The organism is Kitasatospora sp. Ki12 (assembly GCF_054601375.1).
Genome location: NZ_BAAIHT010000001.1, coordinates 3,670,130 through 3,691,130 on the forward strand (window position 1 = coordinate 3,670,130; position 21,001 = coordinate 3,691,130).

Below are 21,001 nucleotides of genomic sequence, written 5' to 3' on the forward strand. Positions count from 1 at the left end.
AGGGCGATGGGGGAGCGGGCGGCCCGCCGGCCCAGGGCTCGTCAGCCGGAGGCCTTGGCGGTGGCCGCCTCGTCGTACTCGTAGCGCCAGAACCAGCTCAGGCCCCGTACCTGCTTGGTCCGGACGTACACCAGTGTGCGCGCGGCGGCGTCACCGTGCGCGGGGACCGGGACCTTGTACTTCTTGGGCACGCCGAGCATCGGCCCCAGGGGGATCGGGAGGACCCGCCCGTCCAGGGGGCCGCCGACGAATGCCGTGTCCGCGCTCTTCATCCCCCCAGGGTCTCACCTCCGCGCGGGTGATCCGGCGTCCCGCCGGGTGACCGGGGACACCCGGAAGGGAAGGTGAGCGGGACGCCTCGTGAGGACCGCGTGCCGGGAGTGTGCCCGGGGTGCGCGCGGGAGTGTGACCGGAGAGGCACCGCCCCCGGTCATCCGGAGGGCCCGAGCACCCCTATCCTTTCCTGTACGCCCTCGGGGTCCACCCGGGTCAGCGGGCCCCGTACGGGCCGGGTGAGGCGCGGATCCGCGCGCCCTCCGGCCGTTCCGGCGCGGACAGCGTGCTGCCGTGACCGCGTACCGTGACCCGGCGTCGGCCGTCCGGTGACCCCGGGACGCGGCCGGCGGGGCGCGGACGGCAGGGCCGAGCGACCCGGGAAGCAGCGGGGCGCGCCGGGCGTTGCGTCGGAGTGGAACGTCGAACGCTGTGTCGCACCAGGCACGGCAGTTGCGCGGAAGGGGCCCGATGGAAGCCGGCGGCAAATGGACGACCTGGTGGCAGAAGCGTGATCGTCAGCGGGCCCGGGCGGGGGACCCGGACGGCCCGGCCGCCGGGCTGGACCAGCTGCTCGGCGCGGTGCGCGCCGGATTCCCGGTCGCCCCGGCCGCCCACCCGACCGGCTACCGCTGTTCCTGCGACCGGGTGGCCTGTCCGGCCCCGGCCCAGCACCCGGTCTCCTTCGCCTGGCAGACCCAGGCCACCACTGACACCGAGCAGCTCTCCCGCTGGCTCGCCCGCGACCCGCGGGCCAACTTCATCACCGCCACCGGCCGGGTGCACGACGTCCTGGACGTCCCGGCGGAGGCCGGGCGGCTCGCCCTGGAACGGCTGACCGCGCTGGGCGTCGAAGGCCCGGTCGCCGCCGTCGGCGAGGACCGCTACCTGTTCTTCACCGCCACCCGCGGCACCCCGCTGGACGAGGACGAGTGGTGGCCGAGCGCGCTCGACTCCACCCCCGACACCATGTCCGAGCACCCCGGCCTGCGCTGGCACTGCCGCGGCTCGTACACCCTGCTCCCGCCGGCCGCGCTGCCGGACGGATCCCGGGTGCGGTGGCTGCGCGGGCCCGAGCAGCCGCTGCCGGACCCGCTGCGCGTCCTGGACGTGCTGACCGACGCCTGCACCGAGGTGGGCGCCGTCGCCGAGGAGCAGTGGCTCATCGGCTGAGGCTGTGACTCGCCCGCTCGCCTCCGGGGCGGGCTACGGCAGGGTGAGGATCTCCGCGCCGTCCGCCGTGACCACCAGGGTGTGCTCGAACTGGGCGGTGCGCTTGCGGTCCTTGGTGACGACCGTCCAGCCGTCCGGCCAGATCTCGTAGTCGTAGGTGCCCAGGGTCAGCATCGGCTCGATGGTGAAGGTCATGCCCGGCTTGATCACCTCGGTGGCCCGCTCGCTGTCGTAGTGCGGGATGATCAGGCCGGAGTGGAACGACGTGTTGATGCCGTGGCCCGTGAAGTCCCGCACCACGCCGTAGTCGAAGCGCTTGGCGTAGGACTCGATGACCCGTCCGATCACGTTGATCTGACGGCCCGGCTTGACCGCCTTGATCGCCCGGGCGAGGGACTCCCGGGTGCGCTCCACCAGCAGGCGGGACTCCTCGTCCACGTCGCCGACCAGGTAGGTGGCGTTGAGGTCGCCGTGCACCCCGTGGATGTACGCGGTGGCGTCGATGTTGACGATGTCGCCGTCCTGCAGCACGGTCGAGTCCGGGATCCCGTGGCAGATCACCTCGTTGACCGAGGTGCAGATCGACTTGGGGAAGCCCCGGTAGCCCAGGTCCGACGGGTAGGCGCCGTGGTCGCACATGTACTCGTGGGCGACGACGTCCAGCGCGTCCGTGGTGACCCCGGGGGCGATCAGCTTGGCCGCCTCCTCCATCGCCCGCGCGGCGATCCGGCTCGCGATCCGCATCTTCTCGATCGTCTCGGCGGTCTGCACCTCGGGCCCGGTGTACGGCGCCGGGGCGGGGCGCCCGACGTACTCGGGACGCGCGATGTTCGCCGGGACCTTGCGGGTGGGGGACTGGATGCCGGGTACGAGAGCCATGGCCGCGAGTCTATCCGCCGGGCCCCGGCCGGACGGGCGGTGTGCGGAGCCACCCGGGCCGGGGAATGATCGGTACGACCCATCCGACTGAACGGGAGGACGCCATGCCCCTCGGATTCCACCGCAAGCCCACCGGCAAGCCCGGCGAGTGGTTCTACTGCATCAAGCACGGCAAGGTCGAGGAGGGCCCGGAGTGCCCGGCGAAGGACCGCCTGGGCCCGTACGACAGCCCCGAGGAGGCCGCGCAGGCGCTGCGGATCGCGGACGAGCGCAACCGGGAGTGGCAGAACGACCCGCGCTGGAAGGACGAGCCCAAGGGCCCCACCGCGTAGGGCGCTCGTCCGGTGGCTCAGTGCGGCTCGGGGCCGGTGAAGTACTCCTCGTCCACGCTCAGCACGACGAGGCGCCGCCCGGCCGAGAGCGCCTGGGCGGCGGCCAGGTCCACGGACGCCGCGGGCCTCGACTCCCGGTCGGCCCAGGCCTTCGCGGCGGCGTTCGGCGCGGCGAGCTTCCAGGGGAAGCCCGCGCCCGGGGTCGGGGAGGCGCTCGGGTCCTTCCGCTCGTCGAAGGCCAGGCTCACCCCGAGCAGGTCGTGGTCGCCGTCGGTGCGCGGGAAGCCGTACCAGAGGCTCTCACCCGGCCGGGGCGAGGCGTCGGTGTCGGCGGGCTGCGCGCCCTGCGCGGCCATCGCCTGCTCCCAGCGGGCCCGCGCCTGCCGCGGATCGCCCTCCACGGTCAGGTACCTGACCACCTGTCGGCGGCACGTCGGGGCCGGCCAGTGCGGGGCGGCGCCGTCGGGCCGGCCCGGGGCCACCCCGCAGCCGTCCTGGACGCCCTCGCCGATCGGCTGGGCGCCGGAGAGCACCGGGAGGAGTGCGGCCAGCCGCCGGTCGATCTCGGCGGTGAGGGCCTGGTCGGCGGCGGCCACCTCGGGGGAGGCGGCCAGCTTCGCGACGTCCGGCGCCGACGGGTCGAGCGTGCTGCCGACGCTCCGGCGGGCCGGGTCCGGAGCCTCGTCACCCCGCGAGAGGGCCCAGCCGAGTGCCCCGGCCAGTGCCGCGATCACGACGACCACCGCGGCGGTCCCCTGCATCCAACCCCCGGTTTTCATGCCGAAAAGTCTGTCACAGCGGGGTCGAGGCCTCCCGCCCTCCCGTCCGCTCCTGCTCTGCCCGCCCGTACCGAGGGCCGCTCGGCGCCGGTGGCCGGCGGCACCGCCTTGATCCGGACGAGCAGCAGCAGCGAGGCGCCGAAGGTGAGCAGGTCCAGCGCGTACGCGGTCTGCACCCCGGCGAAGGCCACCACGACCCCGGTCGGCGAGCCTTTGTGTACACCTGGGACACTGTGTACGCTTGAGCGCATGAGTCAGCCGCTGCCCATAGAGTCGATCCGGGACGTCCGCGCACACCTGGCCGAGGTCGTCGAGCGGGCCGATCGGGATGACGTGCCCACGGTGATCACGCGCCGTGGCAAGGAGGTTGCCGCCGTCGTGTCGATCGAGGTCCTCCGGAAGTACCAGGAGTGGGAAGAGCGCGAGATCAACCGGATCATCGACGAGCGCATGGCCGACTCCTCCCCGGGGATCCCCATCGAGGACGTCATGAGGGAGACGCTGGCCCGCAGTGAGTGAGTACCGCACCGTCTTCCGGCCGGAGGCCCAGGACGAGCTCCGGAAGATCCCCCGCGACATGGCGCTTCGCATCCTGGCCAAGCTGACGGAGCTGGAGAGCGATCCGCTCGGCTTCAACACCACCGCGCTCGTGTCACAGCCCGATCGCCGACGCTTGCGCGTGGGCGACTACCGCGTCATCTACACGATCGACAACGGGCAGCTGGTGGTGTGGGTCGTCCACGTCGGCCACCGTTCCACGGTCTACCACGCCTGACGGCACGGCGTTCCTGAATCGCCGCCGCCGGCCGGGGCTACCAGCGGTTGATCGGTGGGGGTGAGGTGAGGCGGGCGGCGAGGGTGGCGAGGCGGGTCAGGGGGGAGCGGCGGGGGGCGGGGTGGGCGGCGGCGGCGCTGAGCAGGTGTTGGGCGAGGTCGAAGGGTTCCTCCGCGGCGGTGCCGACGGCGAGGCGTTCGTGGGCGAGTCCGCCGAGGTCGCCCGGGGCGGCGGCGCCGTCCACGGCGAGGACGGTCGCGCCGTGCCGGCGGGCGTCGTGGACCCGTTCCAGCAGGGGGGTGTCGGCCGCCTCGGGGGCCACCACCAGGACGGTGGCTCCGCGTCCGGCGTCGGTCAGCCGCCGCAGGTCGTGGGCCAGGTGGGCCGGGGCGCCGGCCGGTGGGCGGTGCCGGAGCAGGGTGGGTGCCAGCCGGGGGACGGCCGACCAGGCGGCCTCGTCCGCCAGGTGGGCGGCCAGGTGCCAGGGCTCGTACGCCTCGGTGCCGACCAGGAGCAGTCCGTCGGCGCCGCGTCGTTCCACCGAGCGCCGCAGCGTCCCGGCGAAGCCGCCGACGGCCTCCAGCCAGCCCGTGCCCGTCAGCCGTTCCCGGAGTGCCGAAACTCTCACCGCGTCCATGCGGGCCAGGATGTCGCGCCGGGCCGGGCATTTGGCAGGATCAACCCATGACTTCCCTCGATTCAGCGACAAACCCGGCCCATGAACTGCCGGACGTCTCGCAGCTGGTGGTCGGTGTCCTCGGCGGCACCGGCGACCAGGGGCGGGGCCTGGCCCTGCGGCTGGCCAAGGCCGGCCAGCAGGTGATCATCGGCTCCCGCGACGCCGCCCGGGCCGAGGCCTCGGCGGCCGAGCTGGGCCTCGGCGTGCGCGGCGCCGACAACGCCACCGTCGCCAGGGAGAGCGACGTGGTGATCGTCGCGGTGCCGTGGGACGGCCACGCCGCCACGCTGACCGCGCTGCGCGAGGACCTCGCCGGCAAGATCGTCGTGGACTGCGTCAACCCGCTGGGCTTCGACAAGCAGGGCGCGTACGCGCTGAAGCCGGAGGAGGGCAGCGCCGCCGAGCAGGCCGCCGCGCTGCTGCCGGACTCCCGGGTGACCGCCGCCTTCCACCACCTCTCGGCGGTGCTGCTGCAGGACGAGTCGGTGGAGGAGATCGACACCGACGTCATGGTGCTGGGCGAGGACCGGGCCGCGACCGACGTCGTGCGCGCCCTGGCCTCCCGGATCCCGGGCATGCGCGGCATCTACGCGGGCCGGCTGCGCAACGCCCACCAGGTCGAGGCCCTGGTGGCGAACCTGATCTCGGTCAACCGCCGCTACAAGGCCCACGCGGGTCTGCGGATCACCGACGTGTGACCGGAGGCCGCCGTGTCGACCTCACCCCTGGAGCCCTTCCGGAGGTGAGGTCGGCGACAATGGGTCCCGGCCGCGATCCGGCCGGCCGCACCCGTTCTAGGAGCCTCCCGCCATGCCCCGCACGTCCCTGCTCGCCCTGATCGTCGTCGTCCTCGCGCTGGCGGCCGCCGTCTTCTCCGTGACCCAGGGCCTCTGGCTGGGCCTGATCTGGCTGCCGCTGGCCGGTGTGGCCAGCAACGTGCTGTGGATGAACCGCCGCCGGGCGAAGATCGCCGAGGCCGCCGCGGCCGCCGCCGAGCAGGGCTGACCACCGGGCCCGGCGCCCGGGCTCAGTTGTCCCAGAACCGGAACAGCGCGTAGCCCAGGTCGGAGACCCGGCCGTCCGCCCCGAAGAGCGACATCAGCCCGTGCACCGCCTCGAAGAAGAGGTGGTTGACCTGGGGCTGCCACAGCAGGGCGAACACGGCCAGCATCCCGTACGGCGCGAACGGCTCGACCGCGCGCCGGGTCTTGGCGGAGAGCCACGGCTCGACGATCCCGTAGCCGTCGAGGCCGGGCACCGGGAGCAGGTTCAGCAGGGCGGCGCTGAGCTGGAGCAGGCCGAGGAAGGCCATCGCGCACTCGATCGGCTTGTACGGGTCGACGCCGAGGGCCCAGACGTACACCCCGTCGTCGCCGTGCAGCCAGCCCGCGCCGACCGGGATCAGCAGCACCGCCGCGAACAGCAGGTTGACCAGCGGCCCGGCCGCCGAGATCAGGCTGTGCTTGAGCCGGCCCTGGATGCGGTGGCGCTCGATCCACACCGAGCCGCCGGGCAGGCCGATGCCGCCGAGGATCACGAAGACGATCGGCAGTACGAAGCTGAGCAGCACGTTGGTGTACTTCAGCGGGTTGAGCGTGAGGTAGCCCTTGGCGCCGACGGTGATGTCGCCGCCGTGCAGCGCGGTGCGCGCGTGGGCGTACTCGTGCAGGCAGAGCGAGACCATCCAGCCGGCGACCACGAACAGGAACACCCCGAAGGAGCTGTTCCCGTAGTCGGCGTACACGGCCCAGGCGGAGGTGCCGAGGACGGCGAGGAGCACCCAGAACACCGGGCTGATCCGGCGGTCCTCGCTGCGGGAGCGCGGCGTGGCGGCGAAGGTCATGGTGGGGATGCTCCGTGGGCAGGGGGAGGGCGGGATGCGGGCCGGGGTCGATCATGCCGGGCGGGCCGGTGGCGGACAAGCCGCTCCGGGTGAAACGTCCGAACCTCCGGTCCCGTTCCGCCCCGGGCGCGGGGCTCAGCACAATTGTGCGGCCGCACCCGCGCGGATCGACCAGAATGGTCCGGTGCACTACGGCATCCTCGGGACGACCACGGCCCATCACGACGACGGAACCCAGGTGCCCCTGGGCGGCGCCCGGCTGCGGGCGCTGCTGACCGCGCTGGCCCTGCGGCAGGGCCGGCCGGTGCCGGCCGACCTGCTGGTGGACGAGGTGTGGGACGCCGACCCGCCGCAGGACTCCTCCGCCGCGCTGCAGACCCTGGTCGGGCGGCTGCGCCGCACCGTGGGCCGGGACGAGGTCGGTTCCGGCCCGGCCGGGTACTGGCTGACCGGCCCGGGCACCGACCTCGCCGACTTCCAGCGGCTGAGCGCGGAGGGCCGGCGTGCCCTGGACGCCGGGGAGCACGCCGTCGCCGCCGAGCGGCTGCGCGCCGCCCTGGCGCTCTGGCGCGGCCCCGCCCTCGCCGACCTGCCGGACCGCACCGGCCCGGCCGCCCGGCTGGAGGCCCAGCGCGAGGAGGCCCGCCGGCACCGGATCACCGCCGACCTGGGGCTGGGCCGGGCCGGGGAGCTGGTCGCCGAGCTGGCCGAACTGTGCGAGCGGCACCCGCTGGACGAACCGCTGCAGCTGCTGATGATCCGGGCGCTGCACGAGAGCGGCCGGACGGCCGAGGCGCTGCGCCACTACGAGCGGACCAGGCGCGCCCTGGCCGATGAGCTCGGGGCCGATCCCGGTCGGCAACTCCAGTCCGTCCACGCCGAGTTGCTCGCCCCGGTGGCGGAGTCGCCGGTGCGGCGGGAGCCAGAGCCGGGGCCGGAGCCGACCCGGGCCGCACCGTCGCCCCAACCGCCGCGCGCCGGAGGCAATCTGCGCGGCCGGCTGACCAGCTTCGTCGGCCGGGAGTCCGATCTCGCCGCGCTGCGCCGGCTGTTGACGGAGCGTCGGCTGGTGACCCTGACCGGCCCCGGCGGGTCGGGCAAGACCAGCCTCTCGGTCGAGGCCGGCCGCGCCGAGCTGTCCGCCGGGACCTGGCCGGACGGCGTCTGGGTGGCCGAACTCGCCCCGCTGGAGAGCCCGGACGCGGTGCCCGCCGCCGTGGTCTCCGCGCTCGGGCTGCGCGAGATCGTGCTGCACAGCACCAGCATGGTCGCCGAGGTGATCGAGAAGCGGGCCGAGGACCCGGTGCGCCGGCTGGTCGAGCGGTGCGGACACCGCCGGATGCTGCTCGTCCTGGACAACTGCGAGCACCTGATCCAGGCCGCCGCCGACCTGGTGGACGTGCTGCTCGCCGAGTGCCCCGGGCTGACGGTGCTGGCCACCAGCCGGGAGCCGCTCGGCGTGCCCGGCGAGACGGTGCTGCCGGTCGAGCCGCTGCCCGACCCGGTCGCGCTGCGGCTGTTCGCCGAGCGCGCCGCCACCGCCCGTCCGGGCTTCGACCCGCAGGGCGACCCGGAGGCCTGCGCGGAGATCTGCCGCCGGCTGGACGGGCTGCCGCTGGCCATCGAACTGGCCGCCGCCCGGCTGCGGGTGATGACGGCGCGCCAGATAGCCGACCGGCTGGACGGCCGGTTCGCGCTGCTCACCGCGGGCAGCCGCACCCTGCTGCCGCGCCAGCAGACCCTGCGCGCGGTGGTCGACTGGAGCTGGGACCTGCTGGGCAAGCGGGAACGCGCGGTGCTGCGCCGGCTCTCGGTGTTCGCGGGCGGCTGGCAGCTGGAGGACGCCGAGGCGGTCTGCGCCGACGGCACCGACGTGGCCCCCGGCGAGGTCGCCGACCTGCTGCTGTCGCTGGTCGACAAGTCGCTGCTGGTCGCCGACCTGGACGGCGCCAGCCTGCCGCGCTACCGGATGCTGGAGACCATCCACGAGTACGCGACCGAGCGCCTCGCCGAGTCCGCCGCCGAGCGCACCGCCACCGAGGCCCGCCACCTGGCGCACTTCCGCGCCCTGGTCGCCGAGGCCGACCGGTACATCCACGGCCCCCGGCAGCTGCACTGGCTCGCCGTGCTGGAGCGCGAGCAGGACAACGTCCGGGCGGTGCTGCGCCGCGCCATCGACCTGGGGGACGAGCAGCAGGCGCTGGTCCTCGTCCTCGGCATGAGCTGGTACTGGTCGCTGCGCGCCTACGGCATGGAGGCCCGCGGCTGGTACAACGCGGTCGCCGCGCTCGGCCCGGACCCGTTCGGCCCGGACGTCCCGCCGCCGGTGCCGCTGGAGCGGAACGTGCTCTCGTACGGCCTGCCGATGCCCGAGGGCGTGGTGGAGGAGTGCCGCCGGCTGCTCGCGATGTTCCGGCTGGTCGGGCTGTTCGAGGGGAACCTGGACGTGCTCGGCGACGAGCAGGCGATCGCCCTCTCCCAGCAGCTGCTGGAGGTCTACACCCCGGAGCTGCCGCAGTCCTACCGGTTCCCGGCGCTGATGCGGGTGTTCGGGGCCTTCCTGTCCGGCCGGCTGGAGCTGATGACGGAGCTGCTGGACGACGCCGTCCGCGGCTGCGAGCGGTACGGGGAGCCGGGCGACCTGGCCTTCATCCTGCAGATCCGGGCCCGGATGATGAACGACTGGCCGAGCGGCGCGGAGCAGAGCCTGGCGGACGGCCGGCGCTCGCTGGAGCTGTACGAGCAGACCGGGGACCTCTGGGGGACGTCCCAGGCGCTGGCCGCGCACGGCGAGAGCCTGGCCAACCAGGGCGAGTCGGAGGCCGCCGCCGCCGCGTACGGGCGGGCGATCGAGCTGGCCGAGGAGCTGGGCGCGCCGCAGGAGATCCCGATGCTGCGGGTGCACCTGGGCACCGCCCTGCTGGAGCACGACATGGAGCTCGGCGAGCGGACCGTCCGGGAGGCGCTGGCCGCGATCGAGACCCCGGTCGCCAACCAGTCCACCACCGGCGCCCTGATGTTCGGCCACCTGACGCTCTGCGGCGTCCACGCCCAGCGCGGGGAGTACCCGGAGGCCCTGGCCGAACTGGACGCGCTCGACGCGGTCCGGGTGGGCGGCTTCGCGCCGGGCATCGTGGACGGGCTGCTGGTGAGCGCCCGGGGCTGGATCAGGGCCCGGGCCGGGGACCCGGACGCGGGCCTCGTCCTGCTCCGCGAGGGGCGGCGGATGCTGAAGTCCGTCTCGGCCGCGAGCGGCTTCACCGAGCACATGACGGTCATGGTGGTGCCCGCGGTGGTCGCGGTGCTCTGCGCCTTCGCCCAGCGCGACGGGGACCTGGCGCGGGCCGAGGCGGCGGCCGTGCTGATCGGCGCGCATGGCGGTCTGAACGGGCCGAAGGGCGGCTACCTGGACCGGGTCGAGCGCGAGCGCTCCGCGCGGGCCCTGTGCGAGGTGCTGGGCGACGCCGCCTTCGAGGAGGCCCGGGGCCGCGGCGTCGGGATGACCCAGCAGCAGACCCACGAGCTGCTGGAGGAACTGATCTTCGGGCCGTAGGGCGGGCCCCGGCGTCGCGGACCCGGCGAGGATCCGCGGGACACGCACGCCCGTCGGCCCGGCCGGCCGGTGCCCGTCCCCTGGTCACCGGCCCGCCGGGCCCGTACGGCGGCCGGCGCCTGTCCCGGGCGGCCGGCCGTCGGATCCGCCGTCTCCTCCGAGGAGGGGCGGCGGAGGTCCGGGGTCAGGTCCGCTTGCGGAACCGGGCCACCGCGAGCGGGGCGAAGACCGCGGTGACGGCGGCGGACCAGATCAGCACGATCATCACCGGGTGGGCCACCGCGCCCTGGCCGTTGAGCAGCGCCCGGGAGGCGTCGGCCAGCGCGGAGAGCGGGTTGACCTTGGTGAAGGACTGCAGCCAGCCCGGCATGGTCTGGGTCGGGGCGAAGATCGAGCTGCCGAACTGCATCGGCATCAGGACCAGCATGGCCACGCCCTGGACGGCCTGGGCGCTGCGCAGCGCCATGCCCAGCAGCATCGAGATCCAGACGATCGACATGCCGAACACCAGGGCGAGGCCGATCGTGGCCAGCACCTCCAGCGGACCGGTCTTCACCTCGAAGCCGATGCACATCGCGAAGCCGATCAGGATCGCGAAGGAGAGCAGCCCGCGGAGGGTCTCGGCGGCGATCTTGGAGAGCAGGACGGAGGCCCGGCCGATCGGCAGGGTCCGGAAGCGGTCCATCACGCCGGTCTGGAAGTCGCTGTTGAGGCCGGTGCCGACGGCCATCGCGAGGGTGAGGCCGGTCTGTCCGAGCAGGCCGGGGACCAGGTACTGCTTGTAGGTGTCCTGGTCGCCGGCCATCGCCCCGCCGAAGACGTAGACGAACAGCACGGTGAAGATCACCGGCATCAGCACGGCGTCGAACATCGACTCCGGGTCGGCCTTGATCCGCATCAGGTTGCGCCGGGTCAGCGCGCCGACGTGGCGCAGCGTCCCGGACAGGCCGATCCGGGAGTCCTCGGCCCGGGCGGGGGCGAGCGTGGCGGTGGTCATGCGACGGGCTCCTTGGCGAGGCTGGGGACGGGCTCGGCGTCGGCGGCGGGCTTGCCGGTGATGGCGAGGAAGACCTCGTCGAGGCTGGGCACCTTGGTGTCGATGCCGGCGATCGCGAAGCCGCGGCCGCCGAGCACCCCGATCACCGCGGTCAGCTGCTCCTCGCCGGTGATCGGCACCGCGAGCAGGCCGGTGTCGGCGGAGTAGGTGGCGGTGCTGACGCCGTTCTCGCGCAGGCAGCGGGCCATCTCGGGCAGATCGGCCGGCCGGGCCGGGCGGACCTGCAGGGTCTGGCCGCCGACCTTGGCCTTGAGGTCGGACACCAGGCCGTTGGCGATCACCTTGCCGCGGTCGATGACGGTCAGCTCGTTCGCGAGCTGCTCCGCCTCCTCCATGTACTGGGTGGTCAGCAGCACGGTGGTGCCCTCGGCGACCATCCGCTGCACCTCGTCCCAGACCTCGTTGCGGGTGCGCGGGTCCAGGCCGGTGGTGGGCTCGTCCAGGTAGAGCACCCGGGGGCGGCCGATCATGCTGGCGGCCAGGTCGAGGCGGCGGCGCATGCCGCCGGAGTAGGTCTTGGCGGTCCGCTTGGCGGCCTCGGTGAGCGAGAACCGCTCCAGCAGCTCGGTGGCGCGGGCCCTGGCCTCGCGGCGGGGGAGGTCGAGCAGGCGGCCGATCAGGTAGAGGTTCTCGTACCCGGAGAGGAGCTCGTCGACCGAGGCGTACTGGCCGGTGAGGCCGATCGTGCGGCGCAGCTGCTTCGGCTGGCGCAGGACGTCGTAGCCGCCGACGACCGCGGTGCCGGCGTCCGGCTTGATCAGGGTGGAGAGGACCCGGACCAGGGTGGTCTTGCCGGCGCCGTTGGGGCCGAGCACGCCGAGGACGGTGCCCTCCTTCACGGTGAGGTCGACGCCGTCCAGGGCCTTGGTGGTGCCGTAGTGCTTGACGATGCCGCGGACCTCGACGGCGTTGCCGACGGCGGCTCCCCGGTCGTTCGGGGCGGTGGCGATTCGTGTCATGCCACCAGGTTGTCCGCCCCGGCTGTCAGCCCCCTGTCAGCCGGGCGGGCCCGCTGCCAGCCCGCTGTCACGCCGCTGTCAGCGGGGCCCGGAGACGTCACAGCCCCCTTTCCGCGACCGCGGAGAGGGGGCTGCTACTCGCTCACTCGCCTCCGGCCCGGGCCGGTCAGTGGAAGCTGTGCTCCTCGGCCGGGAAGGCGCCGCCGCGGACGTCCTCGGCGAAGGCGCGGGCGGCGTCGCCGAGGACGGCCCGCAGGTTGGCGTACTGCTTGACGAACTTCGGCACCCGGCCGGCGGTCATGCCGGCCATGTCGGTCCAGACCAGGACCTGGGCGTCGGTGTCGGGGCCGCCGCCGATGCCGACGGTCGGGATCGCCAGCTGCTCGGTGACCTGGGTGGCCAGCTCGGCCGGCACGGCCTCCAGCACCACGGCGAAGGCGCCGGCCTGCTGGACGGCCTTGGCGTCGCGCAGCAGCTGGTGCGCCGCCTCGTCGCCGCGGCCCTGGACGGGGTAGCCGCCGAGGGCGTGCACGGACTGCGGGGTGAGGCCGATGTGCGCCATCACCGGGACGCCGGCCTCGACCAGCAGCTCGATCGAGCGGGCGCTGCGCTCGCCGCCCTCCAGCTTGACCGCGCCGACCCCGGCCTCCTTCATCAGCCGGGCCGCGTTGTGCATGGCCTGCGCGGGGGACTCCTGGTAGGAGCCGAACGGCAGGTCGGCGACGATCATCGACCGCTTGGTGCCGCGGACGACGGCGGCGGAGAGCATCACCATCTGATCCATGGTCACCGGGACGGTGGTCTCGTAGCCGAGGTGGCAGTTGCCCGCCGAGTCGCCGACCAGCAGGACCGGGATGCCGGCCTCGTCGAACACGCCCGCGGTCAGCGCGTCGTAGGCGGTGAGCATCGACCACTTCTCGCCGCGCTGCTTGGCGGCGGCGAGGTCGCGGACGGTGACGCGGCGGTTGGTGACCCCGCCGTAGAGGGTGGCGGTCGACGCCTGGTTCTGGGCAGGCGAAGGCGAGGAAGCGTTCATCGAACGGGCTCCTGAAGGGTTGTCGTCTCGTGGCGCCGTGCGGCGTCCCCGGATCACCTCCATGCTTGCACGCCCCGGCGCGAGCGCAAAGAGGGGTGCGTCGGTCCCGGTGCGATCCGTGACACACGGGGTCCCGGGGCCGTCGCGGACCGGCGCCGTCGCGGACCGGGGCCGTCGTGGACCGGGGCGGGCTTTGCCTCGTTTTTACGAAACGGGGTCGTCTCGTATCGTATTCGCCGCTACTCTGGTGCGGGGGGTTACGAGACGCATCCGACTCGGAATTGCCCGCCAGTGCCACGCCAACACGGACGGGAAGACCAATGACCACCGCAGCCGCGCCACCCCGTGTGCCGGAAGCCATCCACCGTCGGCGCTGGGCGATCCTCTGCACCCTGGTGCTCGCCCTGCTCGTCGTCGTGCTCGACAACTCGATCCTCAACGTCGCGATGAAGACCATCGCGACCCCCGCTCCGGTCGGCCTCGGCGCCACCCAGAGCGACCTGGAGTGGTCGATCAACTCCTACACCCTGGTGTTCGCCGGGCTGCTCTTCACCTCGGGCCTGCTCGGCGACCGCTTCGGCCGCAAGCTCGCGCTGCTGGCCGGCATGGTGGTCTTCGGCGTGGCCTCGCTGCTGTCCTCGATGGCCGGCTCGCCCGGTGAACTCATCGGCTTCCGCGCCCTGATGGGCGTCGGCGCCGCGCTCGCGATGCCCGCCACCCTGGCGATCATCATGAACGTCTTCGAGCGCGAGGAGCAGCCCAAGGCGATCGGCATCTGGGCGGGCGCGGTCGGCCTGGCCATCGCGATCGGCCCGATCACCGGCGGTCTGCTGATCGAGCACTTCTGGTGGGGCTCGGTCTTCCTGATCAACGTCCCGATCGTGGTCGTCGCGGTGATCGCGATGGCGGTCCTGGTGCCCGAGTCCAAGGACCCGAGCCCGGGCAAGCTCGACCCGGTCGGCGTGCTGCTGTCGATCGTCGGCCTGGTCGCGCTGATCTACGGCATCATCAAGGGCGGCGAGCTGGCCGACTTCACCGCCCCCGCGGCCTGGGTGCCGACCCTGGTCGGCGTGGTCGCGCTGGTGGCCTTCGTCTGGTTCGAGCGCCGCACCGCGTTCCCCGCGCTGGACGTCACCTGGTTCCGCAACAAGGTGTTCAGCGCCTCCGTGGTGGTCGTCGGCGTGATCTTCTTCGCGCTGATGGGCGTCTCGTTCTTCGGCGTGTTCTACATCCAGAGCGTGCGCGGCTACAGCGCCCTGCAGGCCGGTCTGCTGATGCTCCCGCTGGCCGTGGCCCAGCTGCTGTTCGCGCCGCGGGCCCGGCTGGTGGTCGACCGGATCGGCGTCGCCGCCACCGCCGCCGGCGGCATGGTGCTGGTCGCGCTCGGCTTCGTCGGCTACACCGTGCTCACCGTCACCACCCCGATCTGGGTGCTGATCGTGCTCGGCCTGGTGATGGGCGCGGGCATGGCGCACGTGATGCCGCCGGTCACCGTCGCGATCATGGGCTCGCTGCCCCGGGAGAAGGCCGGCGCCGGCTCGGCCGTCAACAACACCTTCCGCCAGGTCGGCGGCTCGCTCGGGGTCGCCGTGCTCGGCGCGGTGCTCTCCACCGTCTACCGCGACGGGATGAGCGACACGCTGAACCAGCTGCCCGAGAACCTGCGGGACAAGGCCGGCGAGTCGCTGGAGGCCACCCTGGCCATCGCCGACCGGATCCCGGGCGGCAAGGCGCTGGTCGGCCCGGCGAACGACTCCTTCATCCACGCCATGCACATCGTCGCCTCGCTCTCGGTGGGCATCTCGGTGCTCGGCGCGCTGGTCGCCTGGTTCCTGCTGCCGCGCCGCACCGCCGCCCCCGGCGCTCCGGCCGCCGCGCAGCCGGACGGGGCCCGCGCGACCGCGGCCGCGGACGCCTGACCGGTGCCCGGCGGCCGGCGAGCGGCGACCGGTGGCCGGGTCGGCCTGGGCCGACAGCCGACGGCCGGCCGCCCGCCGCGGATCACGACTGAGTGACAATGGCCCTGCCGCCCCGGGTGCGCCCGGGCGGCAGGGCCTCGGTCCGGCGGGCCCCCGCCCGCCGTACGGACCGCCAACGACACGGACGGCGCCCGCGCGCCCGGGGACAGCGAGGAGACCAGCGGGGATGAAGACGGACAGCCCGACCGCCGACACCGGGCAGGCCTGCGCCGCGACCCGCCGGGGCCGCCCGCGCAGCGAGGCCGCCGAGCAGGCCATCTTCACCGCGGTCGAAGACCTGATGGCGGGCGGCACCACGATGTCCGAGCTCACCATCGAGGGCATCGCCACCGCCGCCGGCGTCGGCAAGGCCACCATCTACCGGCGCTGGCCCAACAAGGAGGCGCTGCTGGTCGACGTGGTCAGCCGGCTGGAGGTCCCGATGCCGGAGCCGACCGGCGAGGGCGCCCGGGCCGACCTGATCGAGATGGTCGACTACATGCGCCGGCGCGGCCTCGCCAAGCGCAGCCGCTGGGTGCTCAAGGCGGCCTTCGGCCAGATGCACAGCCTGCCCGAACTGCACAACGCCTATCGCGAACGGGTGGTCAAGCCGCGCCGCGAGGCCGGACTGGCCCTGATCCGCCGCGCCGTGGACGAGGGCGTGCTGCGCGCCGACCTCGACCCGGACCTGCTCGGCGACCTGCTGATGGGCCCGATCCTCTACCGCAGCATCCTGTGGGACGACTCCGACCTGGAGGACCCGGACCTGGCCCGGGCCATGGTCGACTCCGTGCTCCAGGGCCTCGCACCCCGCTGATCCCGCTCATCCGTTGACCCGCTGACGGCGCTCACCCCGCCGGACGTGGCCTGGCTCACCAAACCGGGCCACGCCGGAACCCGCTCCGGGGGCGTGACGTCTGTCCCGGCATAGGCTGAGCCGGGTATCCGAACGAACCGGCACCGGCCCGGTTCGTGCCCGTCCGTACGGGCCGGACCGGGGACCGGCGGACGGCACGAGCGAACGGGAGCCACGGATGGCACAGGCGGACAGGACCGAGCGGATCGCGGCCCCCGGAGGTGCCGACGACCCGGCCCCCGCGGCCCGTCCGGCCGGCTTGCTCGGCCTGCGCCACTGGGGCCGGGACGCCCGCGGCGCCACCACCTGGCGGCGCGGCCTGGTGGTCGCCGTCCTGGCCGTGCTCACCGGCGCGCTGCTCGCCTTCCACGCCGAGGTGCCCAACAGCGTGGGCAACCTCGGCAGCCTGCTGGAGACCTTCCTGCCCTGGGTCGGCCTGGCCGTCCCGGTGCTGCTGGTGCCCGCGCTGCTGCGCCGCTCCGCCACCGCGCTGATCGCCCTGCTGCTGCCCGTCGTGCTCTGGGCCAACCTGTTCGGCGGCCTGCTGAGCGACAAGAGCGGCGGCAAGGGCGACTGGACGGTGGTGAGCCACAACGTCGCCGCGGCCAACACCGACGTGCCGGCCACCGTCCGCGGGCTGGTCTCCTCCGGCGCCGATATCGTCGCCCTGCAGGAGCTGGCCGGCCGGGCGCTGCGCTCGTACGAGACTGGGCTCGCCGACGCCTACCCGTACCACACGGTCGAGGGCACGGTCGGGCTCTGGTCGAAGTTCCCGATCAGCGGGATCGCGCCGGTGGACCTCAAGATGGGCTGGACCAGGGCGTTCCGGGCCCAGGTCGCCACCCCACAGGGCCCGGTCGCGGTGTACGTCGCGCACCTGCCCTCGGTGCGGCTGAAGGCCGAGGGCGGCTTCACCGTCAACCAGCGGGACGCCAGCGCCCAGTCGCTCGGCGACGCGATCCAGGCGGAGCCGGTCAAGAAGGTGCTGCTGCTCGGCGACCTCAACGGCACCATGAACGACCGCAGCCTGGCGCCGGTCACCTCGCAGATGCGCTCGGCCCAGGGCGCCGCCGGGGACGGCTTCGGCTTCAGCTGGCCGGCGTCCTTCCCGATGGCCCGGATCGACCAGATCCTGAGCAAGGGCGGGCTGGCGCCGGTCGACTCCCGCACCCTGCCCCGGGACGGCAGCGACCACCTCGCGGTGGCCGCCACCTACCGGTACAACTAGGGCACCCTAGGGCGTGTCTGACAATTCGCGTCGGATCAGCGCGCGGCGTTGGGGTGCGTGCATCGCAAGGCGGAGGAGGGAGTCCATGCGGAGCATCGGCGACCGACGACAACGCGGCGAGGTGCGTGCCCCGGCGTCGCGCGCCCGGCGGGAATTGTCAGACACGCCCTAGCCGCGCCGCCAACGGTTGGTGATCGGCAGGCGGCGGTCCCGGCCGAAGTTCTTCACCGAGATCTTCGGGCCCGGCGGGTACTGGCGCCGCTTGTACTCGGCGGTGTCGACCAGCCGCACCACCCGGTCCACCACGGCCGGGTCGAAACCGGCCGCCACGATCGCGTCCCGCCCCTCGTCGCCCTCGATGTAGCGGGTCAGCACGCTGTCCAGCAGGTCGTAGTCCGGCAGCGAGTCGGTGTCCTGCTGGTCCGGCCGCAGTTCGGCGGACGGCGGCTTGACGATGGTGTTCTCCGGGATCGGCGCCACCTCGCCGCGCCGCCCGGCCTCCTCGTTGCGCCAGCGGGCCAGCCGGAAGACCAGCGACTTGTAGACGTCCTTGATCGGCCCGTACGCGCCCACCGAGTCGCCGTACAGGGTCGAGTAGCCCACCGCCAGCTCGCTCTTGTTGCCGGGCGCGAGCACGATGTGCCCCTCCTGGTTGGAGATCGCCATCAGCAGGGTGCCGCGCAGCCGGGACTGCAGGTTCTCCTCGGCCAGGCCGGTCAGCTCGGTGGCGGCCAGGTAGGCGTCGAACATCGGGGCGATGGGGACGGTCCGGAAGTGCAGGCCGGTGCGGCGGGCCAGCTCGGCCGCGTCGTCCTTGGAGTGCTCCGAGGAGTAGCGGCTGGGCATCGACACGCAGTGCACGTTCCCGGCGCCGATCGCGTCCACTGCGATCGCGGCCACCAGGGCGGAGTCGATGCCGCCGGAGAGGCCGATCAGGACCGACCGGAAGCCGTTCTTGGCCACGTACGCCCGGGTGCCGGAGACCAGCGCGGCCCAGATCTCGGCCTCGTCGGACAGCCGCGGCGCGATCCCGGCGGGCGGGATCGCGGCGGGTGCGGCCCGCGGCCCGTCGTCCAGTTCGGTGCGGACCAGGTGGAGGCCGTCGCTCAGCAGCAGGCCGTCGGTGTGGTCGCTGTCGGCGGCCGGCAGGTCCAGGTCCAGCACCAGCAGGTGCTCCTCGAACTGCGGGGCGCGGGCGAGCACTTCGCCGTCCGGGCCGACCACGATCGAGTCGCCGTCGAAGACCAGCTCGTCCTGGCCGCCGACCATGTTGACGTACGCCAGGGCGCAGTCCGCCTCGGCGGCCCGGCGCCGGACCAGCTCCAGCCGCTGGTCGTCCTTGTTCCGCTCGTACGGCGAGCCGTTGATCACCAGCAGCAGCCCGGCCCCGGCCTCGCGGGCCGCGGTGACCCGGCCGCCGTCCTGCCAGATGTCCTCGCAGATCGCCAGCGCGACGTCCACCCCGTGCACCCGGACCACCGGCAGCTGGTCGCCCGGGACGAACCAGCGGAACTCGTCGAACACGCCGTAGTTGGGCAGGTGGTGCTTGGCGAAGCGGGTGACCACCTCGCCCCGGTGCAGCACCGCGGCGCAGTTCTGCGGCGACCCGGCCGGGCGGTTGAAGCGCGGCGAGGCGTGCTCGGAGCGCCCGAGGTAGCCGACCACCACCGGCACCTCGCCCAGGCCGTCGGCCGCCAGCCGGCCGGCCAGCTCGACCAGCGCGCCGCGGGAGGCCTCGACGAAGGAGTGGCGCAGGGCCAGGTCCTCGACCGGGTACCCGGTGAGGGCCATCTCGGGGAAGGCGACCAGCTGCGCGCCGGCCTCGACGGCCTGCTTGGTCCAGCGCACCACCTCATCGCTGTTGCGGGCGAGGTCACCGACCCAGGGGTCGATCTGGCTCAGGGCGAGACGGAGATTGGGCATGCCTCCGAGTTTATCGTCTATCTGACGCGATGTCCCGCGAGGGCAACTCCACGAGGGGCCGCACTGCCGGACCGCGCGGTGATCGGCCATGATGGGGGCAATCGCCGCCAGGGGTCTTTCGGGGGCTTCCCGGGCGTAACACGAGCGTAAAGAGCAGAGGTGAGACTGTCCCCATGGGCAAGCAGCAGCAGTTCGTGCTTCGGACGCTCGAAGAGCGTGACATCCGGTTCGTCCGGCTGTGGTTCACCGACGTGCTCGGGTTCCTCAAGTCGGTCGCGGTGGCGCCGGCCGAGTTGGAGCAGGCCTTCGAGGAGGGCATCGGGTTCGACGGCTCCGCCATCGAGGGCTTCGCCCGGGTGTACGAGTCCGACATGATCGCCAAGCCGGATCCGACCACCTTCCAGATCCTGCCCTGGCGCTCGGAGACCCCGGGCACCGCCAGGATGTTCTGCGACATCCTGATGCCGGACGGCTCGCCGTCCTACGCCGACCCCCGGTTCGTGCTCAAGCGCACCCTGGAGAAGGCCTCCGACCTGGGTTTCACCTTCTACACCCACCCGGAGATCGAGTTCTTCCTGCTGAAGAACCTGCCGGGCGACGGCACCGCGCCGATCCCCGCCGACCAGTCCGGCTACTTCGACCACACCCCGCGCGGGGTCGGCCACGACTTCCGCCGCCAGGCGATCACCATGCTGGAGTCGATGGGCATCTCCGTCGAGTTCTCGCACCACGAGGGCGCCCCCGGCCAGCAGGAGATCGACCTGCGCTACGCCGACGCGCTCTCCACCGCCGACAACATCATGACCTTCCGTCTGGTCATGAAGGAGGTCGCGCTGGAGCAGGGCGTGCACGCGAGCTTCATGCCCAAGCCGTTCTCCGAGCACCCCGGCAGCGGCATGCACACCCACGTCTCGCTGTTCGAGGGCGACCGCAACGCCTTCCACGAGTCCGGCGCCGAGTACCAGCTCTCCAAGGTCGGCAGATCGTTCATCGCCGGCCTGCTGAAGCACGCCGCCGAGACCGCCGCCGTCACCAACCAGTGGGTGAACTCCTACAAGCGCATCTGGGGCGGCTCCCAGCGCACCGCCGGCGCCGGCGGCGAGGCCCCGTCCTACATCTGCTGGGGCCACAACAACCGCTCCGCGCTGATCCGGGTGCCGATGTACAAGCCGGGCAAGCAGGGCTCCACCCGGATCGAGGTCCGCTCCCTCGACACCGGCTGCAACCCGTACCTCGCCTACGCCGTCACCCTGGCGGCCGGCCTCAAGGGCATCGAGGAGGGGTACGAGCTCCCGCCCGGCGCCGACGACGACGTGTGGGCGCTGTCCGACTCCGAGCGCCGCGCCCTCGGGATCCAGCCGATGCCGCAGAACCTCGGCGAGGCCATCGACCTGATGCAGCGCAGCGAGCTCGTCGCCGAGACGCTGGGCGAGCACGTGTTCGACTTCTTCCTCCGCAACAAGCGCCAGGAGTGGGAGGAGTACCGCTCCGAGGTGACCCCGTTCGAGTTGCGGAAGAACCTCCAGGTGCTGTGAGCGGGTGACCGCCGCTCAAACCGCTTCGGGCCCGCTGTCGTTCGAGAGGATGACGGCGGGCCCTCCTATGGAGTGGATCTGAGCCGGTGGGCTCCACTGGTGGCGGTATGTGACGTTCATGTGACGGAACGTTGTGGTCCGATTGGGCTGCTCGTCTCGTTCC

At 73.2% G+C, this 21,001-nt stretch carries 21 protein-coding genes; 11 read left to right on the top strand and 10 right to left on the bottom strand.

The window, feature by feature from the left end; translation table 11 throughout:
- Positions 1 to 41: 41 nt before the first annotated feature.
- A complete protein-coding gene (locus tag ACYP53_RS16250; RefSeq protein WP_189918526.1) occupies positions 42 to 272 on the bottom strand; it encodes a hypothetical protein in 231 nt (76 codons plus the stop codon).
- Between the two features lie 472 nt (positions 273 to 744).
- On the opposite strand from ACYP53_RS16250, the gene ACYP53_RS16255 reads away from it, so the two are divergent.
- A complete protein-coding gene (locus ACYP53_RS16255; protein WP_189918420.1) occupies positions 745 to 1,446 on the top strand; it encodes a bifunctional DNA primase/polymerase in 702 nt (233 codons plus the stop codon).
- A gap of 33 nt (positions 1,447 to 1,479) precedes the next feature.
- Here the strand turns inward: ACYP53_RS16255 and map are convergent, their stop codons facing one another.
- Complete coding sequence (gene map, locus ACYP53_RS16260; RefSeq protein WP_189918423.1) at positions 1,480 to 2,325, bottom strand: type I methionyl aminopeptidase; 846 nt, start codon at positions 2,323 to 2,325, stop codon at positions 1,480 to 1,482.
- 104 nt (positions 2,326 to 2,429) lie between these two features.
- Between map and ACYP53_RS16265 the strand changes: the two genes are divergently transcribed.
- Entirely contained in the window at positions 2,430 to 2,657 is a 228-nt protein-coding gene (locus ACYP53_RS16265; RefSeq protein ID WP_189918425.1) for a hypothetical protein, read from the top strand.
- Between the two features lie 17 nt (positions 2,658 to 2,674).
- On the opposite strand, the gene ACYP53_RS16270 is transcribed toward ACYP53_RS16265, so the two are convergent.
- The gene (locus tag ACYP53_RS16270; RefSeq protein ID WP_459647791.1) at positions 2,675 to 3,436 is read right to left on the bottom strand and encodes a hypothetical protein; all 762 of its coding nucleotides are present in this window, start codon (positions 3,434 to 3,436) and stop codon (positions 2,675 to 2,677) included.
- On the bottom strand, positions 3,433 to 3,630 hold the full coding sequence (locus ACYP53_RS16275) for a hypothetical protein (protein WP_459647792.1): 198 nt from the start codon (positions 3,628 to 3,630) through the stop codon (positions 3,433 to 3,435). The genes ACYP53_RS16270 and ACYP53_RS16275 overlap by 4 nt, the downstream gene beginning before the upstream one ends.
- A gap of 55 nt (positions 3,631 to 3,685) precedes the next feature.
- Between ACYP53_RS16275 and ACYP53_RS16280 the strand changes: the two genes are divergently transcribed.
- The gene (locus tag ACYP53_RS16280; protein ID WP_459647793.1) at positions 3,686 to 3,955 is read left to right on the top strand and encodes a type II toxin-antitoxin system Phd/YefM family antitoxin; all 270 of its coding nucleotides are present in this window, start codon (positions 3,686 to 3,688) and stop codon (positions 3,953 to 3,955) included.
- The gene (locus tag ACYP53_RS16285; protein WP_459647794.1) at positions 3,948 to 4,211 is read left to right on the top strand and encodes a type II toxin-antitoxin system RelE family toxin; all 264 of its coding nucleotides are present in this window, start codon (positions 3,948 to 3,950) and stop codon (positions 4,209 to 4,211) included. Before ACYP53_RS16280 ends, ACYP53_RS16285 begins: the two co-directional genes overlap by 8 nt.
- 37 nt (positions 4,212 to 4,248) lie before the next feature.
- On the opposite strand, the gene ACYP53_RS16290 is transcribed toward ACYP53_RS16285, so the two are convergent.
- Positions 4,249 to 4,848 carry a hypothetical protein gene (locus tag ACYP53_RS16290; RefSeq protein WP_459647795.1) on the bottom strand — a complete coding sequence of 200 codons (600 nt, stop codon included), beginning with the start codon at positions 4,846 to 4,848 and terminating at the stop codon, positions 4,249 to 4,251.
- Between the two features lie 47 nt (positions 4,849 to 4,895).
- Between ACYP53_RS16290 and npdG the strand changes: the two genes are divergently transcribed.
- On the top strand, positions 4,896 to 5,588 hold the full coding sequence (gene npdG / locus ACYP53_RS16295) for an NADPH-dependent F420 reductase (protein ID WP_189918431.1): 693 nt from the start codon (positions 4,896 to 4,898) through the stop codon (positions 5,586 to 5,588).
- Positions 5,589 to 5,700: 112 nt separating this feature from the next.
- A complete protein-coding gene (locus ACYP53_RS16300) occupies positions 5,701 to 5,895 on the top strand; it encodes a hypothetical protein (RefSeq protein WP_189918433.1) in 195 nt (64 codons plus the stop codon).
- Between the two features lie 22 nt (positions 5,896 to 5,917).
- Here ACYP53_RS16300 and ACYP53_RS16305 read toward each other — a convergent pair whose 3' ends face one another.
- Positions 5,918 to 6,733: a site-2 protease family protein gene (locus ACYP53_RS16305; protein ID WP_189918435.1), complete on the bottom strand. Its 816-nt coding sequence runs from the start codon at positions 6,731 to 6,733 to the stop codon at positions 5,918 to 5,920.
- 184 nt (positions 6,734 to 6,917) lie between these two features.
- Between ACYP53_RS16305 and ACYP53_RS16310 the strand changes: the two genes are divergently transcribed.
- Entirely contained in the window at positions 6,918 to 10,286 is a 3,369-nt protein-coding gene (locus ACYP53_RS16310) for an AfsR/SARP family transcriptional regulator (protein ID WP_459647796.1), read from the top strand.
- A gap of 184 nt (positions 10,287 to 10,470) precedes the next feature.
- On the opposite strand, the gene ACYP53_RS16315 is transcribed toward ACYP53_RS16310, so the two are convergent.
- From ACYP53_RS16315 to panB, 3 genes are all read right to left on the bottom strand, one after another.
- A complete protein-coding gene (locus ACYP53_RS16315) occupies positions 10,471 to 11,283 on the bottom strand; it encodes an ABC transporter permease (protein ID WP_189918439.1) in 813 nt (270 codons plus the stop codon).
- Positions 11,280 to 12,302, bottom strand: a complete 1,023-nt coding sequence (locus ACYP53_RS16320; RefSeq protein WP_459647797.1) for an ATP-binding cassette domain-containing protein — start codon at positions 12,300 to 12,302, stop codon at positions 11,280 to 11,282. Before ACYP53_RS16320 ends, ACYP53_RS16315 begins: the two co-directional genes overlap by 4 nt.
- 166 nt (positions 12,303 to 12,468) lie before the next feature.
- The gene (gene panB, locus ACYP53_RS16325; protein WP_189918451.1) at positions 12,469 to 13,338 is read right to left on the bottom strand and encodes a 3-methyl-2-oxobutanoate hydroxymethyltransferase; all 870 of its coding nucleotides are present in this window, start codon (positions 13,336 to 13,338) and stop codon (positions 12,469 to 12,471) included.
- A gap of 320 nt (positions 13,339 to 13,658) precedes the next feature.
- Between panB and ACYP53_RS16330 the strand changes: the two genes are divergently transcribed.
- The 3 genes from ACYP53_RS16330 to ACYP53_RS16340 all read left to right on the top strand — a co-directional run bounded on the left by ACYP53_RS16330 (position 13,659) and on the right by ACYP53_RS16340 (position 17,380).
- Positions 13,659 to 15,257, top strand: coding sequence for an MFS transporter (locus ACYP53_RS16330; protein WP_459647798.1), 1,599 nt, complete (start codon positions 13,659 to 13,661; stop codon positions 15,255 to 15,257).
- A 226-nt stretch (positions 15,258 to 15,483) separates the two neighbouring features.
- Positions 15,484 to 16,113, top strand: a complete 630-nt coding sequence (locus ACYP53_RS16335) for a TetR/AcrR family transcriptional regulator (RefSeq protein WP_189918455.1) — start codon at positions 15,484 to 15,486, stop codon at positions 16,111 to 16,113.
- 217 nt (positions 16,114 to 16,330) lie between these two features.
- Entirely contained in the window at positions 16,331 to 17,380 is a 1,050-nt protein-coding gene (locus tag ACYP53_RS16340; protein WP_459647799.1) for an endonuclease/exonuclease/phosphatase family protein, read from the top strand.
- A gap of 168 nt (positions 17,381 to 17,548) precedes the next feature.
- On the opposite strand, the gene ACYP53_RS16345 is transcribed toward ACYP53_RS16340, so the two are convergent.
- Positions 17,549 to 19,303 (bottom strand): NAD+ synthase, encoded by a 1,755-nt coding sequence (locus ACYP53_RS16345; protein ID WP_459647800.1) that lies wholly within the window; start codon positions 19,301 to 19,303, stop codon positions 17,549 to 17,551.
- A 173-nt stretch (positions 19,304 to 19,476) separates the two neighbouring features.
- Here ACYP53_RS16345 and glnA point away from each other — a divergent pair, with 173 nt between their 5' ends.
- A complete protein-coding gene (gene glnA / locus ACYP53_RS16350; RefSeq protein ID WP_097238167.1) occupies positions 19,477 to 20,838 on the top strand; it encodes a type I glutamate--ammonia ligase in 1,362 nt (453 codons plus the stop codon).
- Positions 20,839 to 21,001 lie beyond the last annotated feature (163 nt).